Genomic DNA, 17,075 nt, shown 5'->3' with positions numbered 1-17,075 from the left:
CGGCGGGGGAATGTCGCCGAAGGACGGTGAGGGACGGCGGGGGAATGTCGCCGGGCGCCGAGGGGGTCGAGGGGCGCCCGGGGAAGGAAATATCCCTCAGGCGCTGGTGAGGGTGGGTTCTCCCGAATCCTCGTCGGTGAATCCGGGGACCCAGCGGATGACCTCCTCACGGAAGCGGGCGGTGGCGCCGAGCTGGCAGAGGACGCCGACCCCCGCCGCGTGCACGCGGTGGATGAGGACGTACGAGGCGGGCAGGTTGAGCTGGCGCACCACGTTGCCGGGACGCAGGTCGGTGGCCGTGGCGGCCTGCCGCTGGAGCCACTCCCTGCTGAACGAGAACTCCTCCACGGCGGTCGGCTCGACGTAGGGAGCCAGGAACGCCCGCAGGGCTTCGGGGTCGATCTCGATGTGCGGCTGGATGAAGCCCTCGTCACGCAGGCCCTGCACCACGGTCGACATGTCGCCGTTGTTGAAGATGCGGGTCAGTTTTCCGAAGACCGATGGGTATCCGTCGGGCATCCGGTTGACCGCGCCGAAGTCGAGCACGCACATCCGGCCGTCCTCGACGATCCGGAAGTTGCCCGGATGGGGGTCGGCGTGGAGCATGCCCAACCGCGCGGGCGAGGAGAACAGGAAACGGACGAGCTGGAGTCCGGCCCGGTCGCGCTCCTCCTGGGTGCCGTCGGTGATGATCCGCGACAGTGGGGTGCCGTCGACCCATTCGGAGACGAGCACCTGCTCGTTGGCGGCGATCACGTCCGGGATCAGGAAGTCGGGGTCGTCCTTGTACTCCAGGGCGAAGGCGTGCTGGGCCTCGGCCTCGCGAAGGTAGTCGAGCTCCTCGACCACCCGCTCGCGCAACTCGCTCAGGACGGCCTTGATGTCGAGGCCGGGCAGCAGCACCCCGAAGAGCTTGCCGAGCCGGGACAGCTGGGTGAAGTCGGAGAGCAGAGCCTTGCCCGCCCCCGGATACTGGATCTTGACCGCGACCGTCCGGCCGTCGTGCCAGACCGCCTTGTGCACCTGCCCGATCGACGCGGCGGCGGCCGGCCTGTCGTCGAACGACAGGAAGTTCTCCCGCCAGTCGTCGCCCAGCTGCTCGACGAGGACCTTGTGCACGGTCGCCGCCGGGAGCGGCGGGGCCGCGTCCTGGAGTTTGGTCAGGGTGGCGCGGTACGGGCCGGCGATCTCGGCGGGCAGTGCCGCCTCGAAGATGGACAGAGCCTGGCCGAGCTTCATCGCCCCACCCTTGAGCTCTCCGAGAACCTTGAAGATCTGCTCGGCGGTGCGTTCCTGGATTTCCTGGGCGACGATCTCGGCGGACTTTCCCCCGATCCGTTTTCCGAGACCGAGAGCGGTGCGGCCGGCGAACCCGATCGGCAGGGCCGCCAGCTTGGCGGAGCGCGCAACGGCGCGGCGCGGAAGGTCACTCACCTTGGTTGGCGGCGCGTCCACTGGTACAGCGAGACGCCGCTCCCTCCCTTCGCTGTGTGTCCGTCAGCGGCAGGTAGCCGACGCGACCATTGTTAGCGAACCCAACTCGTTTCGGAAGCAACGACATTGAGGATGAACACTCCAGGATCGCCTCTTCCAGCTCAAATCTGGCAATATTTCCATTGTGCTGTTTGTCACAGCGGGTTCACGGCCGTCGATCACAGCGAGTGCGTGACCTGCCGCCGACGCCGCCACCAGCGTCGACAGCGCCGTGCCACACGCGATTTCTCCCGCGGGGAAGCCGCCCAGCCGGGCACTGACGACGGGCCATCCGGGGTCACGATCCCGTCGGGTCAGATCCAGGCAGTGCAGACACGTGCTCCGTCCGGGCAGCACCAGAGGGCCGACCGACCCGGAGCCCTCGAAGGCGGTGACCAGCAGATGCGGAATCTCCCACTCGACGAGCTCCCTGACCAGGAGACCGTCCAGCGGCACCACCGGTGCGAGCACCGCCAGGTCCGGAGGCCTGGCCCCGTCGGCCAGCTGGGCCGCCCCGTCGCCGGTCCAGGCCGTGAGACCGGGCGCCAGCCTCTTGGCCACCGCGACCGCGCCGTCCTGCCTGCTCATCCCCACCTCCGTCCAGCCGAGGCCACCGGGGACGACATCCCGTCGCCGAGCCGTACCGGGATCGATGACGCAGATCCGGCCGACCCCGGAGGCTGCGAGCAGGCCGACGACCTGCGCGCCCACCCGGCCCGCGCCGTAGACCCGCACCTGGGCCTCTCGCCGGCGCTCCAGCGCGGCGAGCCCACCGTCGATCGTGCCCGGAGTGAGGGAGAGCGCGTCGAGATCCGGCTGGAGCCGATCACGCTCGGCCATCGCGAGCGTGCGCAGCGGACCTGGACCCGCACCCGCGTCGTCCACCACGCCACGGCTGACCAGCAGGTCGAGCAGGGTCCGGCCGCGCTCCTCACCGAGACCCGCCTCGGCGGCGCCGGCCAGCACGCCCGCGAGATCCCGTACGCCGTCGAGGCTCTCCACCCAGCGGCGGACCTCGGGTTCGAGATCGGTCAGCACCACCGCGTGGCGGGGATGCAGCCCGAACTGCAGGGTGCGCCCGTCACGGGCGACGCGGCGCAGAGCGGGCTTCAGACGTGGTCGCATCGGAGAACCTTTCCTCGGGGCGGCCTGCGGATGACCGGTGAGCGGGGGACGAGCAGGCCGGGGGTGGCTGGGTGTGCCAGCGTGGCATGGCCCCACACGGTCCCGGACGCCTTTTCCCGCGCCTGTGGATAACTCCCGTCCTGTGGACAACCCGCCCCTGGGATTAATCAGAAATGAGCCTTCCGTTCCCTCCGTCCCGGGGATACGCCCGTCTCGGGGACGTGTGGATTTCCGCCTCTCCCGGACGAGGGGTGTCCGTTCCGCTCACCGGGGCGGGAAATCCGTCTCGCCTTCCGGGACGGGAAACGGCAGGGGAGACGGGCAGATGGTTTCGAGGGCGACGTGAAGGAGGGGGACGACGGTGGCGGGCCAGGGAGCCTGCGGGGCAGGCGGAGGGCAGGCGGTCCCGGGAGGTGGTGGGCGGGAGAGGGTGGGTTACGCTCCCCGGCATGGACGAGCTCTTGGTCGACCGGCGTGACGACGGCGTCGCGGTGCTCACTCTGAACCGCCCCGATCGGCGCAACGCGATGACCGACGGAATGACCGCCCGGTGGCGGCTGGCCGTCGCCGATCTCGCGGCGGACCGCGACCTCCGGTGCGTCGTCGTCACCGGGGCGGGAAACGCGTTCTGCTCCGGAGGAGACCTGTCCTGGCTCGCCGAGCGGGCCGCCGAGGGAGTGCCCGCACTGCGCGAGCGGATGCTCGGTTTCTACCGGACCTGGCTGGCTATCGCCGACCTGGAGGTACCGACCATCGCCGCCGTCAACGGCTCGGCCGTCGGAGCGGGACTGTGCCTCGCCCTCGCCTGCGACCTGGTCTACGCCGCCGAGGAGGCCAAGCTGCTCGTCCCCTTCACCTCGCTCGGCCTGCACCCCGGCATGGCGGCGACCTACCTGCTGCCCAGGGTCGCGGGGGTGGGCGTGGCCCGGGAGATGTTGCTCACGGGACGGACGATGACGGGCGCGGAGGCGGCACCCGCGGGGTTGGTGACCAGGGCGTTTCCCCGCGAGTCGCTGATGGCCGAGGTGATGGGGATCGCGTCGCGCACGGCGGCCGGCGCGCCGGCCGCCACCCGGCTCACCAAGATCGCCCTGGCGGGTGGCGGGCACGCCGACCTCGACGCCGCGCTGCGCTGGGAATCTCTTGCCCAGCCGGTCACGATGATCTCCGACGACATGCTTGAAGGGCTGGCGGCCCAGAGAGAACGACGGGCTCCGCGATTCGGCAACGCATGAGACGGCTGATATCCAGGTTAATTAGATAAGTCACGGTCATAGTTGATCACCCGTGTTGAACAATCGACGAACGGGGATTGACCAGCGGGAACGTGTTCTACCCCCTGGTGTGAATTCGCCATTCTCGGCTACCGTTCATATGTGCCCCCCGAGACAGTCGAGGTCCGCCGCAGTTCTCGCCGCCGGCGGACGGTTTCTGCGTACCGCGACGGCGAGAAAACGATCGTGCTCCTCCCCGCCGGTCTGAGTAGCACCGATGAGGAACAATGGGTGCGCCGTATGCTCGATCGCCTGGCGGCCAAGGAGCAGCGCAGACGTCCCTCCGACGACGATCTGCTCGATCGGGCCGTCGATCTGTCGGCCCGCTATCTGGGTGGGGAGGCGAAGCCGTCGAGCGTGCGCTGGGTGGAGAACCAGCAGCACCGCTGGGGCTCGTGCACCCCTGATCACGGCACCATCAGGATCTCCACGCGGCTGCGGGGCATGCCGTCGTGGGTGGTCGACTACGTGATCATGCATGAGCTCGTCCACCTGCTGGTGCCGAGTCACGGCTCGCGCTTCTGGGCGCTTGTGGAACGCTATCCCAAGGCCGAGCGGGCGCGGGGCTTCCTGGAGGGATTCTCCACGGCGGCACACGGTTCCGCGGAGGAATGTTGACAGAAGATCGAGTGGTGGCCGTTCTCGTCACGCCCTCCGCGGCGGACGCGGCTCCCCCGGGAGTCGACGCCACCGACTTCCTCACCGCCGTCGCCGAAGACGCCTACGAGCTCGTCGCCGGCCTGGACTTCGTCTCTCCCGTCGTGGTGACGAGCGTCCCGGGCATGGAGGAGATCGTTTGGCCGGGCACCCCGGTCGTCGAGATCCCCGATCTTTCCGGCAGCGCCCTGGTCGAGGCGGCCTTCGCGGCCCTGCCGTACGGCGAGCAGGCGGTCCTGCTGAGCGCCGACGCGCCCGACCTGCCCCCGCTGCTCATCGGCAAGCTCTTCCGCGAGCTCGGCAGGGCCAGGATCGCCGTCTGCCCGGACGCGGGGGGCGGCACGGTCGCGCTGGCCGCCCATCTGCCCTATCCGGACTGGGCCGCGGTGGGCTTCGACGACCTCGATCCGATCAAGACGCTCCGCGCCTCCGCGCCCGGCAGCCGCATGGTCGCGAGGGGCCCGGGCTGGCACCGCCTGCGCACCCCCGGCGACATCCGCCTCCTCGACCCGGGCCTGGAAGGCTGGGACAACACACGGGCGCTGCTCTCGCCCTGAGGTCTCGGGTGATCGAGCGCCCGGCCGCCCGTCCCCGGCCGTCCGGGTCCTCGAGACCGGGTGCCCGTCAGGGTGGGGGCAGGCGCAGGTCGGCGAAGACGGCCCGGTGGTCGGTGCCGGGAACGGTGTGCACGCTGACCGTGTTCACTCCCACCCGCCGGTCCACCACGACGTGGTCGATCGTGATCAGCGCGGGGACGCGCTTGTTGACCGGCCACGTGGGGGTGAGACCCTCCCCGGCGCTGTCGGCCGCGTCCAGATAGCCGCGGCTCAGAAAACGGCGCATGGCCGCGTGGTCGAGGCTGGCGTTGAAGTCGCCGGCGAGGATGCGGATCGTGTCGGGCGCGGCGGAGGGCAGCGCGTCCAGCGCCGCCGTCCAGTCGTACACCTGCCTGCCCAGCGGCGGGAAGGGATGCACGTCGACGATCTCGACGGGCCTGGCGCCGGGCACGGTCATCAGCGCGGCGGGCATGTTGTGCCCGATCGCCTCGAACAGGTTCTTCCTGGGGGTCAGCGGATACCGCGCGTACAGACCGCTGCCCCCGGCGCTCCACTCCGGCTCCAGCACCTGGTACGGCATGATCTTCTCCAGCCCGGCCGCCTCCAGCTTCTCGACCATCCCCGGTGTCAGCTCCTGGGTGCTGAGCACATCCGGGTCCAGCCGCCGGACCAGATCCATCACGGCGCCGGGTTCGGCGTGCCCGAACAGCGTGTTGAGCGTCAGCACCCGCAGGGGCGTCCCCGTCACGGGCTCCCCGGAGCTCAAGGCCCTGGGAAGCACGCTGAGGCCGAGCGCCGCGGCGGTGACCAGCGCCACGGCCGTCACCGTCCGGTTGCGGGCCAGCGCGGACAGCAGCACCGGCACGAGCGAGGCCGCGGCCACGTACGGGGTACCGGTCATGAGCTGGGTGGTCAGCGAGTCGCGTTCGAGCCCGGCCACCCGGGCCACCGCCCAGGCGGCGAACGGGGTCACCGCGGCCCAGGCGAGGCTTCTGGGAATCCTCCAGCGGCGGCGCCGCGCCGGCGGCACGACCGTGCCCCCGGCGCCTTCGACGCCCCTGTCAGCCACGATGTCCACACTCACAGTGCCCCGATCCGCTCCGTACAGCCTGATGAGGACGAAGATATCCGGGGAAAGGTGAGACACGCGTAAAACGGTCCAACGCCCTCGGGGCATGCCCAGGACGGCCCGGAACCGGTCGCCGAGCCGTGCGAGGCCGAGCGTCCGGTCACGTGGAGCGCAGAACCTCGCGGGCGCGGCGGGCCAGGCGACGCGTCGCCTCGTCGGAGAGCTCGGGGATCTCCTCCACCGGGAACCAGCGCAGGTCGAGCGACTCGGCGCTGATCACGGCCTCCACGCCGGCGGGGGCGACGGCGCCGTACTCGACGTCGAGGTGGCTGCTGTGCGGCGGGTGGCACCAGACCAGGTGCCGGTCGAGCGCGAGCGGGCCCGGCAGCAGCCGCAGGCCCGGGATGCCGGACTCCTCGGTGGCCTCACGCAGCGCCACCGCCTCCAGGGAGGCGTCGCCGCGCTCGCAGTGCCCTCCCATGGGCAGCCACATCCCGGCCTTGGGGTGCAGCGTCAGCAGCACCCGCTCGCCGTCGTGGGAGAGCACCGCGGTCGTGGCCGTCAGGTGGCCGGGGACGCACTCGCGCCACATCGCGTCGTCATTGGCGTGGAGGTGCTCCAGGAACTCCTTGCGAAGGATCTCCTCGTCGGCCGTGGGCGCGGTCCACCCCGTGAGCACCTCCTTCGCGTCGGCGCGCAGGCTCACACGCCGCCGTCCCGGCCGCCGTCGTCCTTGCGGCCCTTCCCGTCGTCGTCGCCGTCCTGGCCCGGGGCGGCCGGAGGCTCCTGCCGCGGGGTCTCCTCCAGGGACGACAGGTCGAGCTCGGGCTCGCCCCGTACGAACCTGTCGGGGTTGTCGAGGTCGTCGGCGGTGGGCATCAGGTCGGGGTGGTTCCAGACCGCGTCGCGGCCGTCGACACCCCGGTCGGCCTCCAGGGCCTGCCACAGGGCGGCGGCCTCGCGCAGGCGGCGGGGCCTGAGTTCGAGGCCGACGAGCGTGGCGAAGGTCTGCTCGGCGGGGCCGCCGGTCGCCCTGCGGCGCCGTACGGTCTCCGACAGCGCGGTCGCCGAGGGGAGCTTGCCGTCCGCGGCGCCGTCCACGACGGTGCCGACCCAGCCCTCGACCAGGGCGAGCATGGTCTCCAGCCGGGACAGGGCGGCCTTCTGCCGCTCGGTCTCCTCGGGCTTGAGCAGGTTGCCGCCGCTCAGCGCCTGCTGGAGCTGCTCGGGGTTGTTGATGTCGAGCCCGCGGAGCTGCTCCTCCAGCGCGGAGGCGTCCACCGTGATGCCCTTGGCGTACTCCTCCACGGCTCCGAGCAGGTGCGCGCGCAGCCACGGCACGTGCTGGAACAGCCGGTGGTGGGCCGCCTCGCGCAGGGCGAGGTAGAGGCGGATCTCCTCGGCGGGAGTCTCCAGACCCTGGCTGAACGCCGCGACGCCGCCGGGCAGCAGGGCGGCGTTGTCCGACAGCGGCAGGCCGATGTCGGTGGAGCCGATCACTTCGAGGGCGAGCGAGCCGACGGCCTGGCCGATCTGCTGGCCGACCATCATGCCGCCCATCTGCTTCATCATCCCCATCAGCGGCCCGGCCATGGCCTGTGCCTCCGGAGGCAGACCGGTGGCGCCGAGCGTGCCGCTCATGGTCTCGACCATGCGGGCGGCGATCGGGTCACAGAGCTTCTGCCAGACCGGGACGGTCTTCTCGATCCACTCGGAACGGCTCCACGCCTGGGGGTTGCTCACCCCGCTCGGTAGGGAGGTGGCCTCGTTGAGCCACAGATCGGCCAGATTCAGGGCGTCGACGATCTGGCGCCGCTCGCCCTCCATGACACTTGGATCGCCCTCGGCGACCACGACGTGCCGTGCGATGTTCTTCGCCATGTCCCAGTTGACGGGACCTGAGGTCGGCGGAGCGGAGAGCATGTCGGCGAACTGGCGCATTGCCGCTGCGATCTGCTCCGGGTTGCCGAACATGGCGAACGGATTCTCGTTGGGGTCGTTTTCCCGACCTGGCAAGTCAGTCACCGCTCTACCTCGTGCAGGATGGAGGAGTCCACATCCGCCACGTTATCCGTCGCATGGCGGGTCAGTGCAAAGTGAGGACCTGGTGCCTACCTCGAAACGCTCCCGGCCCCCCGTCGTCGCCGTCACCGGCGCCGCCTCGGGCCTAGGCCGTGCCTTCCTCGCGAAGGTCGCCTCGTCTGCGGATTTCCGCAGGGTCGTGGCCATCGACGAGCAGCGTGGCGATGTCCCCGACGTCACCTGGCGGGTCCTCGATGTCCGAGATCCGCTCTTGGCGAACCGCATATCTGATATTGACGTGCTCGTGCATCTGGCCGCCGACTACGCGCTCGACGTCAACCCGGCGGAGCGGCGCGCCTACAATCTGCGAGCGGCCCAGACGGTGCTCACCGCCAGCGCCGCCGCACGGGTGCGGCGGGTCGTGCTGGTCACCAGCGCCATGGTGTACGGCGCCGTTCCCGAGAACCCCGTCCCGCTGCCGGAGGGATCGGCGGTCGCCGCCGAGCCCGACACGGGCATGGTCGGCGACCACCTGGAGATCGAGGCGCTGGCCCGGCGCTCCCTGCGCAGCCATCCGGGTCTCGACGTGACCGTGGTCCGGCCCGCCGCGGTGGTCGGTCCCGGCGTCGACAGCGTGGTGACCCGGCACTTCGAGGCGCCCAGGCTGCTGACCGTCAAGGGCTGCAGCCCCCGCTGGCAGTTCTGCCATATGGACGATCTCGTCTCGGCTCTTGAGATGGCGGCGCTGGGCACGGTCTCGGGGGTGGTGGCCGTCGGCGGCGACGGCTGGCTGGAGCAGGAACAGGTGGAGGAGATCTCCGGGCTGCGACGGCTGGAGCTGCCCGCCGGGCTGACCTTCGGGACCGCCCAGCGCCTGCACCGCCTCGGCGTCACCCCGGCCCCGGCCACCGACCTGCACTACGTCGTCTACCCCTGGGTGGTCGACTGCGTCGCGCTGCGCGAGGCCGGATGGAAACCCCAGTGGAGCAACGAGGCCGCCTTCGAGCAACTCCTGGAGTTGCGTGAGGGCAAGCACGCCGTCGTGGGCCGCCGCCTGTCCGGCAAGGAGGCCACGCTCACCGCGGCCGGCGCCACCGTCGCCGTCCTCGGCACCGCGGCGATCGTCCGCGCCGCCCGCAAGAAGCGCCGCCCCTGACGTTCGCGCGGGGCGAACGTTCCGCGATTGGCGTACCGGTTCGTATGAGTTCGCATGAACCATGCGGGTTTGTAGGGGCTCGCATCGTCCACAGGAGGCATGGAGGGCGACGAGGCAGGGTGACCCGGGTGCCCGCCCCCGAGAGGGTGCGCGGCCGAAGGCCGTTTTTCCCGGGCGGTACGCTTTGCGGCGTGGATGTCATCCGGTTGCTCGATATTCGCGACAGCGCGCTCTCCGTCGACGAGGTGCTCGCCGCCGTCGGCGACCACGCCGCGGGCGGCACGACCGTCTTCGTCGGCACGGTACGCGAGCAGGATCACGGAAAGCCGGTCACGAGCCTGTCCTACTCGGCGCACCCGAGCGCCGTGGACGAGCTCCGCCGGGTGGCCGAGAAGATCGCCAAGGATTTCCCCGTGACCGCCCTGGCCGCCGTCCACCGGGTCGGCGACCTGGAACTCGGCGACATCGCGGTCGTCGTGGCGGTCGCCGCGCCACACCGGGGCGAGGCGTTCGAGGCCTCCCGCAGGCTGATCGACGACCTCAAGAGCCAGGTCCCCATCTGGAAGAACCAGCTTTTCACCGACGGCTCCTCCGAGTGGGTCGGGGCCTGCGAGTGAGCCCGGCCGGCGGGTGCGCGGCCGTCGGCGCGGCGGCGTCCGGGTGCGGTTTCATGACCTGTCGTACGGCATAGGCTTTGTCCATGTCCCGACGAGCGCTGACCCTCATGGTGGCGGGCTTCCTCACGCTCATGCTCGCGCTGGTCGGCGCCGTGCTGCCGGTGCCGTACGTCGTGCTGAGCCCCGGGCCGACCGAGAACACGATCGGCGACGTCGACGGCAAGCCGGTGATCAGCGTCGAGGGACACCAGACGTATCCGACGGAAGGCAAGCTCAGCCTCGTCACCGTCGCCTACCAGGGCGGGCCCGGCACCAGGATCGACCTTTTCAGCGCGCTCAGGGGATGGATCGATCCCACCATCGCGGTCGTGCCCGAGGAGACGATCTTCCCTCCGACGACCACCGCGAAGGAGGTCGAGCAGCAGAACACCCAGGAGATGACCAACTCCCAGGACGACGCGACCGCGGCGGCGCTGACGGAGTTGAAGATCCCCTACAGCTCGGTCGTGACCGTGGCCTCCACCGAGAAGGGCCTGCCGGCCGACGGGAAGTTCAAGGTCGGCGACGAGATCGTCTCGGTGGACGGCACGCCCGTGTCCGACCGCGAGACCGTCTCCGCCTCCGTCCGCAGGCACAAGCCGGGCGAGCAGGTCAGTTTCGTCGTCAACCGGGGCGCCCAGAGCGTGACCATCGCCGTCCCGACCGCCGCGGGCAGGGACGGCAACCCCATCGTGGGCATCACCATGCGGGTCGGCTACAAGTTCCCCTTCCAGGTCAAGATCAACGTCGGTGACGTCGGCGGGCCGAGCGCGGGGATGATGTTCTCCCTGGGCATCCTCGACAAGCTCACCCCCGGGGCGCTGACCGGCGGCAGGTCCATCGCCGGGACCGGGACGATCACCGCGGAGGGCGGGGTCGGCCCGATCGGAGGCATCCAGCAGAAGATGGTCGGCGCCAGGAAGGCGGGGGCGACGGTCTTCCTCACTCCCGCGGAAAACTGCGCCGAGGCGGTCAAGGCGATCCCGGCCGGCCTCAGGCTGGTCAAGGTCTCGACCCTGCACGAGGCCGTCCAGGCGGTCGACGCGCTCCGCACCGGCTCGGGTTCCGTGCCGAGCTGCCCGGCCGGCTGATCCCGTAACCGGGCGGGAGGAGAAGCCGGAAAAGCGGGACGCCACGCCCGATCCACGAAAAAGATCAGGTTTTCCGGTCCCGGGCCTCGTCGCGGGGCACTCATCGCGCCTCTCGTACGTTGGACCTGTGGACCCGAGACCAGCGGGCGTTGTGGCCGGACCGTGCCCGAAAGGCTGAACGCGACCCAACTCCCGCCGGTGTAGGTTGCCAGACACGGACCGTGCTCTTACGACAAGGGGTTGGCCTTGAGCTTCCGGACCCCCGGAGCCGGCAGGGCAATGCGCTTGCCCCGCCGGCCACGACTGCTAGTTCCCGTCGCGATCGCGCTGGTCGCGATAGTCGCGTTGTTCTTCCTCTTCGCCAGCATTTTCACTGATTACCTCTGGTACGACTCGGTCGACTACACGGCCGTCTTCTCCGGCGTGGTCGTCACGCAGATCCTGCTCTTCATCGTCGGCGCGCTGCTGATGGTGGGCATCGTCGGCGGCAACATGCTGATGGCGTACCGGATGCGGCCGATGTTCGGCCCGGGGATGTTCGGCGGCGCCAGCGGCGCCGACCGGTACCGGATGGCCCTCGACCCGCACCGCAAGCTGATCTTCCTGATCGGCGTGGCGGTGCTCGGCCTGTTCTCGGGATCGTCCTTCTCCGGTCAGTGGAAGACCTGGCTGGAATTCGTCAACGCGACGCCGTTCGGCGAGGTCGACCCGCAGTTCAAGATCGACATCTCCTTCTTCATGTTCACCTATCCGTTCATCCGGATGGTGCTGAACTTCCTGTTCGTCGCGGTGGTGCTCTCCGCCCTGCTGGCGGCGATCGTGCACTACCTGTACGGCGGGTTCCGCCTCCAGTCACCCGGCGTGCACGCCTCGCGCGGCGCCCGGGCGCATCTGTCGGTGCTGCTCGGCGTCTTCGTGCTGCTGAAGGCGATCGCCTACTGGGTCGACCGGTACGGGCTGGTCTTCTCCGACCGGGGATTCCGGCACGGCGCCTCGTACACCGACGTCAACGCGGTGCTTCCCGCCAAGAGCATCCTGGCGGTCATCGCCCTGATCTGCGCGGTTCTGTTCTTCGCCGGGGTCGTGCGATCCGGCGGAATGCTGCCCGGTGTCGGCTTCGGGCTCCTGGTGCTCTCGGCCATCCTGATCGGCGGCGTCTACCCGGCCCTGGTCGAGCAGTTCCAGGTCAAGCCGAACCAGCAGGGCAAGGAGCAGGAGTACATCAAGCGCAACATCGACGCGACCCGAAAAGCCTACGGCGTCAACGACGCCGAGGTGATCGACTACACGGCTCAGGGCGACCCGAGCAAGGTCAGCGTCACCGCCGACAGCTCCATCTCCGGCGTGCGCCTGCTCGACCCGAGCCTGGTCGCCAAGACCTACCAGCAGAAGCAGCGGATCCGCGGTTACTACGACTTCCACGAGCCGCTCGACGTCGACCGCTACCCCGACGCCAACGGCACGATGCGCGACACCGTCGTGGCCGTGCGAGAGCTCACCGGACCGCCGGCGGAGCAGAACAACTGGATCAACCGGCACCTCGTCTACACCCACGGCAACGGTTTCGTGGCCGCGCCCGGCAACGAGGTCGACTCCGAGGGCCTGCCCAACTTCGACGCCAAGGACATGCCGGTCACCGGTGCCCTGGTGGACCGGACGAAGCTCAAGGAGTCGCGGATCTACTTCGGCGAGGCGCCCGGCTCGACCGAGTACGTCGTCGTCGGCGGCACCGGCCAGCAGAAGCAGGAGCTCGACTATCCCGAGAGCGGCGGCACCGGCCAGAAGAACACCACCTACGACGGCAAGGGCGGGGTCCCGGTCGGGTCCTTCCTCAACCGGATGCTCTACGCCGCCAAGTACGGCGAGATCAACCTGCTGCTGTCCGGTGACGTCAACGCGAACTCCAAGATCCTCTACGAGCGCAACCCGCAGGCGCGGATCGCCAAGGTGGCGCCGTTCCTGAGCCTGGACGACAACCCCTACCCGGCCATCGTCGGCGGCAGGGTGGTCTGGCTCGCCGACGCGTACACCACGTCCAACGCCTACCCGTACTCCCAGAGCAAGAGCCTGGAGGCGATGACGCGCGACACCATCACCGACCCGCGCCTGGTGGTCCCGCAGCCGCGCGACCAGATCAACTACATGCGCAACTCGGTGAAGGCCGTGGTGGACGCCTACGACGGCACCGTCAGCCTGTACGCCTGGGACGAGAAGGACCCCATCCTGCAGACCTGGCGCAAGGCCTTCCCCGGCGTCATCAAGCCGCAGACGGAGATGTCGACCGAGCTCAGGCAGCACCTCCGCTACCCGGAGGCGCTGTTCAAGGTCCAGCGTGACGTGCTCTCCCAGTACCACATCTCCGACCCGAACGCCTTCTACAGCGGCCAGGACTTCTGGAACGTCCCGAACGACCCGTCGTCGGGCGAGCGCGACATCAAGCAGCCGCCGTACTACCTGTCGGTCAAGATGCCGAAGACCGCGGCGCCGTCGTTCTCGCTGACCACCACGTTCGTGCCGCGCCAGGGGCCCAACCTGGCCGCGTTCATGGCCGTGGACGCCACCCCGGGAGCCGACTACGGGAAGCTGCGCATCCTGCGCATGCCGTCCAACACCACGATCCCCGGGCCCGGTCAGGTACAGAACAACTTCCAGAACAAGTTCTCCGGCGAGCTCAACCTGCTCGGACTCGGCCAGGCGAAGGTCCGCTACGGCAACCTGCTGACCCTGCCGTTCGCCGACGGCCTGGTCTACGTCGAACCGGTCTACGTGGAGATCGCGGCCGCCTCCGGCCAGGAGCCGTACCCGATCCTCCGCCGCGTCCTGGTGGCCTACGGCAGCAAGGTCGGTTCGGCCGACACGCTCAAGGGCGCACTGGAGCAGGTCTTCGGCGGTGGCACCCAGGCGGCGCCACAGGAGGAGGCCAAGCCCGGCGAGGCCAAGCCCGAGGAGGCCAAGCCCGCCTCCGCGCTGGCCCAGGCGATCGACGAGGCACAGGCGGCGTACGACAAGGCGCAGAAGGCCCTGCAGGCCAACCCGCCGAACTGGACCGACTACGGCAACGCCCAGAAGGAGCTCCAGGCGGCGCTGTCGAAGCTGAAGGGCACCGAAGCGACGGGCGCTACTCCCACTCCGTCGCCCTCGCCGTCGGGAACCTCGGCGCCGTCGGCGACACCGTCCGCCACACCGGTCCCGTCGGTCACACCGACGCCCGCACCGAGTCCCTAGGAGCCACCCGAGGGCCCAGCGCCATTCGATTCGCGTCCACCACCAAAGCCGGGTATGGTTAAGACATACACCGACGCGGGGTGGAGCAGCTCGGTAGCTCGCTGGGCTCATAACCCAGAGGTCGCAGGTTCAAATCCTGTCCCCGCTACAAGAGAAGGCCCCGGTCGCCGGAAACGGCGACCGGGGCCTTTGTGTTGCCGCTCCTTCCGGGAAAGACCGGCTTTTCCCTCAAAAGGCCCTCTGCCAAAAACCCGCTTCCGGCAGAGACCGATACGTATCTCGCGAAACGCTCCTGCACAGCGGGTATGCGGATCCATGAGGGCCCTACCCGGGGCCGCAGCGCTTGTCGCCGCCCCGCAAGACCCCGGACCGCCAGGCGCTGCCCCGGCGGCGCCACGGAGGCCCTGAGCCTGCACGGCGCGGGTGTCCTGCCGGTCCACCTGCTCGGACTCATCCGGTTGGTGACCGCGGTGGTGCTCTGGCGCCCCGGTCGCGGCTCTGGCCGGCCACGCCCTCTTCATCGGTGGACTTCGTGCCCGGTGGCTTCGTGCGGTCGATGACCGGTTGCGCGGACATCACCGTCATTCACGTGCCGGTGGCCCCGGGCTCATCGCCCTCACCCGTGGCCATGTTGACCTGGGCGATCACCCCGCGGCCCGAGCCCTCGCGGACGGGACGGCGCGGGGTACGCCACTCCGCGTTCCCGCACCGATTTGCAGCCGGAGGGGGATTCCGGATATTGTTCAAACACACACCGACGCGGGGTGGAGCAGTTCGGTAGCTCGCTGGGCTCATAACCCAGAGGTCGCAGGTTCAAATCCTGTCCCCGCTACCAATCGAAAGGCCCTGATCTCTCAGAGATCAGGGCCTTTCGCATTTCCGGCAACCGGAACCCGCGGGCATCACACCGTCGTAAGCGTGGTGGGCGAGAGGTACTTCGAAAGATGCCGAGTCCGAGAGGTAGCGTGCCGCTGTGGCCGAAACGTCCGAACCCGTCCTGCGCTGGCGCGTGCGCCGCGATCTCCTCATCATGAAGATCCTCGCCGCGCTCGTCTTCGCGGTGCTCACGGTGTTGACCCTCGGCGACCTCCGAGGCGCGATCCTGGCGGGTGTCGCGTCCGCGGTCCTGGTGGTCCTGGCGGTGCGCGACGTCCTCGCTCCGGTACGGCTGACCGCCGATGGTGAGGGCCTTGTCGTGGTGAAGGGCTTCGCCGGATCCGAACGGGTGCCGTGGAGATCCGTCGAGCGCATCCGGGTGGACACGCGGACCCGCTTCACCTCGCGCACGGAACTCCTGGAGATCGACACGGGGGAGAGCATCCACCTCCTCAGCCGGTTCGATCTGGGGGCGCCGTGCCGGGAGGTGGCCGACGAGCTCCGCTCGTTCCGGACGGGTTCGTAGCCTCTCCGGGCTCCGCCGGCCGAAGGACCCGGCTCGCGGGGCGATCCCGGCCATGCCTTCGGGGCACCGCCACGGGCCGGGACCCGGCACCGGTCGGCGGCTGCCGGGCTCGGCCCGCGATGACGTTCGTCAGGCTCTGACCCTCACCCGGCGATGTCTCGGGACGAAACTGGGCTTGGTACGGCGTACCAGCAGACTCGCCTTGTAGAGAGCCCAGCAGGTGAGGAAGGTCCCGAAGGAGACCTGCCCGATCCAGGTCCACGCCGAGGTCTCGACGGCCGCGAACATCACTACACCGGTCCAGACAAAGCCGAAGACGCCCACGAGGGTCGCCGCAGCCCAATTCAGCCCTCGCTGCAACATGCCTGGAGTCTTACAGATCTTGGTTCAAGGCCAGGTCAATGACGCGGAACGCCTCATCGTGGGAGGCTACGGCTGGTGCCGGCACACCTCCGCGCGCGAGACCCGCCGGTGCCCATCGGGGCGGCTCCGAGAGGGGTCTCCTCGAGACAGGCCAGCAACGCCGCCGCGGTATGGGCGTCGGCGAGGATCCGGTTCACCTCGTCCTCGGATGTCGGGAGCTGGCCACGCTTGGCGAGCTCGTCGGTGAGGAAGGTCAACGGCTCCGGATAGCCGGCCGCCTCCGCGGCGACCGTCGCCCGAGCCGCGGTGAGGAGACGCAGATAGTAGGCGCGGAGGGTCGCCTCCCTCATGCGTGCGTCTTCAAGGTCGTTCAGCAGAGACCTGGCAACCCTCAGTAGGTCACCTGGATGGTCGGCCTCCGCGTCGATGTGCGCGCGGATGTCGTCGAACTCCGAGCGGGTCATGGTGCTCACCTCCACGGCGGAGTCAGGATCCTGACCCTCGCGCCTACTTCGTATCCAGAGTCGATTGCGAATGGCTTGACGTCTGGTTGCGCGCTTCGACTTCCTATGACTGTTTGGGACGCGTGAGTCTCCGGGATGGTTGGCAAGTTGTCTCTGTGACGTGAGAGTCCTGGTAGTGTTCTTTCCGCAGGGCAACGAAGTCCCAGGTTTAAACCTCCTGGGGCGGACGAATTGCCCAGCAAAACCCTCTCTGATCCCGGCAAATCGGGCGTGTCCGCACGATTGGACAACCACCGGATGTTGGAGTAAGTTAGAGGGGTTGCCCTGGAAACGGGGCAGTCGCAATCCTAGCGGGTTCGGCGGGTTCGAGTCGAGCGTCGGAAATCCGACAGTTTGACACGAAACCGACACTCCTGATAAGATAGTGACACGAAATGGAACGCCCCGGAGTTCTGCCGGACCACTTGGTCGGGTCAGGGTGATGGTGTACGCGTCCGTTTCTTGAGAACTCAACAGTGTGTTAAAAGCCAGTGCATGAAGC

General features: G+C 69.2%; 15 protein-coding genes and 2 tRNA genes. 10 read left to right on the top strand and 7 right to left on the bottom strand.

Going from position 1 to position 17,075, the window contains the following annotated elements:
* Positions 1–96 precede the first annotated feature (96 nt).
* Both ACTOQ3_RS23375 and ACTOQ3_RS23370 read right to left on the bottom strand, forming a co-directional pair.
* A complete protein-coding gene (locus tag ACTOQ3_RS23375) occupies positions 97–1,434 on the bottom strand; it encodes an ABC1 kinase family protein (RefSeq protein WP_440085471.1) in 1,338 nt (445 codons plus the stop codon).
* Between the two features lie 63 nt (positions 1,435–1,497).
* Positions 1,498–2,598: a ThiF family adenylyltransferase gene (locus ACTOQ3_RS23370; protein WP_440085470.1), complete on the bottom strand. Its 1,101-nt coding sequence runs from the start codon at positions 2,596–2,598 to the stop codon at positions 1,498–1,500.
* A 449-nt stretch (positions 2,599–3,047) separates the two neighbouring features.
* On the opposite strand from ACTOQ3_RS23370, the gene ACTOQ3_RS23365 reads away from it, so the two are divergent.
* The 3 genes from ACTOQ3_RS23365 to ACTOQ3_RS23355 all read left to right on the top strand — a co-directional run bounded on the left by ACTOQ3_RS23365 (position 3,048) and on the right by ACTOQ3_RS23355 (position 5,086).
* Positions 3,048–3,833, top strand: coding sequence for an enoyl-CoA hydratase/isomerase family protein (locus ACTOQ3_RS23365; RefSeq protein WP_440085469.1), 786 nt, complete (start codon positions 3,048–3,050; stop codon positions 3,831–3,833).
* Positions 3,834–3,974: 141 nt separating this feature from the next.
* Positions 3,975–4,490: a M48 metallopeptidase family protein gene (locus tag ACTOQ3_RS23360; RefSeq protein ID WP_329085638.1), complete on the top strand. Its 516-nt coding sequence runs from the start codon at positions 3,975–3,977 to the stop codon at positions 4,488–4,490.
* A 14-nt stretch (positions 4,491–4,504) separates the two neighbouring features.
* Positions 4,505–5,086, top strand: a complete 582-nt coding sequence (locus ACTOQ3_RS23355; protein ID WP_440085468.1) for a DUF2064 domain-containing protein — start codon at positions 4,505–4,507, stop codon at positions 5,084–5,086.
* Positions 5,087–5,153: 67 nt separating this feature from the next.
* Here the strand turns inward: ACTOQ3_RS23355 and ACTOQ3_RS23350 are convergent, their stop codons facing one another.
* The 3 genes from ACTOQ3_RS23350 to ACTOQ3_RS23340 all read right to left on the bottom strand — a co-directional run bounded on the left by ACTOQ3_RS23350 (position 5,154) and on the right by ACTOQ3_RS23340 (position 8,129).
* Positions 5,154–6,155 carry an endonuclease/exonuclease/phosphatase family protein gene (locus ACTOQ3_RS23350; RefSeq protein WP_440085467.1) on the bottom strand — a complete coding sequence of 334 codons (1,002 nt, stop codon included), beginning with the start codon at positions 6,153–6,155 and terminating at the stop codon, positions 5,154–5,156.
* Positions 6,156–6,315: 160 nt separating this feature from the next.
* Positions 6,316–6,861 (bottom strand): NUDIX hydrolase, encoded by a 546-nt coding sequence (locus tag ACTOQ3_RS23345; RefSeq protein ID WP_440085466.1) that lies wholly within the window; start codon positions 6,859–6,861, stop codon positions 6,316–6,318.
* Entirely contained in the window at positions 6,858–8,129 is a 1,272-nt protein-coding gene (locus ACTOQ3_RS23340; protein ID WP_440085645.1) for a zinc-dependent metalloprotease, read from the bottom strand. The genes ACTOQ3_RS23345 and ACTOQ3_RS23340 overlap by 4 nt, the downstream gene beginning before the upstream one ends.
* 130 nt (positions 8,130–8,259) lie before the next feature.
* Between ACTOQ3_RS23340 and ACTOQ3_RS23335 the strand changes: the two genes are divergently transcribed.
* The 7 genes from ACTOQ3_RS23335 (at position 8,260) to ACTOQ3_RS23305 (ending at position 15,707) form a co-directional block, all read left to right on the top strand.
* Complete coding sequence (locus tag ACTOQ3_RS23335; RefSeq protein ID WP_440085644.1) at positions 8,260–9,333, top strand: NAD-dependent epimerase/dehydratase family protein; 1,074 nt, start codon at positions 8,260–8,262, stop codon at positions 9,331–9,333.
* Between the two features lie 191 nt (positions 9,334–9,524).
* On the top strand, positions 9,525–9,950 hold the full coding sequence (locus ACTOQ3_RS23330) for a molybdenum cofactor biosynthesis protein MoaE (protein WP_440085465.1): 426 nt from the start codon (positions 9,525–9,527) through the stop codon (positions 9,948–9,950).
* 83 nt (positions 9,951–10,033) lie between these two features.
* Positions 10,034–11,080 (top strand): YlbL family protein, encoded by a 1,047-nt coding sequence (locus ACTOQ3_RS23325; RefSeq protein WP_440085464.1) that lies wholly within the window; start codon positions 10,034–10,036, stop codon positions 11,078–11,080.
* Positions 11,081–11,359: 279 nt separating this feature from the next.
* Positions 11,360–14,305 (top strand): UPF0182 family protein, encoded by a 2,946-nt coding sequence (locus ACTOQ3_RS23320; protein WP_440085463.1) that lies wholly within the window; start codon positions 11,360–11,362, stop codon positions 14,303–14,305.
* Positions 14,306–14,379: 74 nt separating this feature from the next.
* Positions 14,380–14,453 (top strand) — tRNA-Met (locus ACTOQ3_RS23315).
* A 610-nt stretch (positions 14,454–15,063) separates the two neighbouring features.
* Positions 15,064–15,140, top strand: a tRNA-Met gene (locus tag ACTOQ3_RS23310).
* A gap of 138 nt (positions 15,141–15,278) precedes the next feature.
* The gene (locus ACTOQ3_RS23305) at positions 15,279–15,707 is read left to right on the top strand and encodes a PH domain-containing protein (protein ID WP_440085462.1); all 429 of its coding nucleotides are present in this window, start codon (positions 15,279–15,281) and stop codon (positions 15,705–15,707) included.
* Positions 15,708–15,836: 129 nt separating this feature from the next.
* Here the strand turns inward: ACTOQ3_RS23305 and ACTOQ3_RS23300 are convergent, their stop codons facing one another.
* Together ACTOQ3_RS23300 and ACTOQ3_RS23295 are read right to left on the bottom strand one after the other, a co-directional pair.
* Positions 15,837–16,070, bottom strand: coding sequence for a hypothetical protein (locus ACTOQ3_RS23300; RefSeq protein WP_440085461.1), 234 nt, complete (start codon positions 16,068–16,070; stop codon positions 15,837–15,839).
* A 53-nt stretch (positions 16,071–16,123) separates the two neighbouring features.
* Complete coding sequence (locus tag ACTOQ3_RS23295; protein ID WP_440085460.1) at positions 16,124–16,534, bottom strand: hypothetical protein; 411 nt, start codon at positions 16,532–16,534, stop codon at positions 16,124–16,126.
* Positions 16,535–17,075: the final 541 nt, after the last annotated feature.

This window comes from Streptosporangium sp. LJ11 (assembly GCF_051918945.1).
Lineage (GTDB): Bacteria > Actinomycetota > Actinomycetes > Streptosporangiales > Streptosporangiaceae > Streptosporangium.
This window is presented reverse-complemented; position numbering and strand designations above follow the sequence as displayed.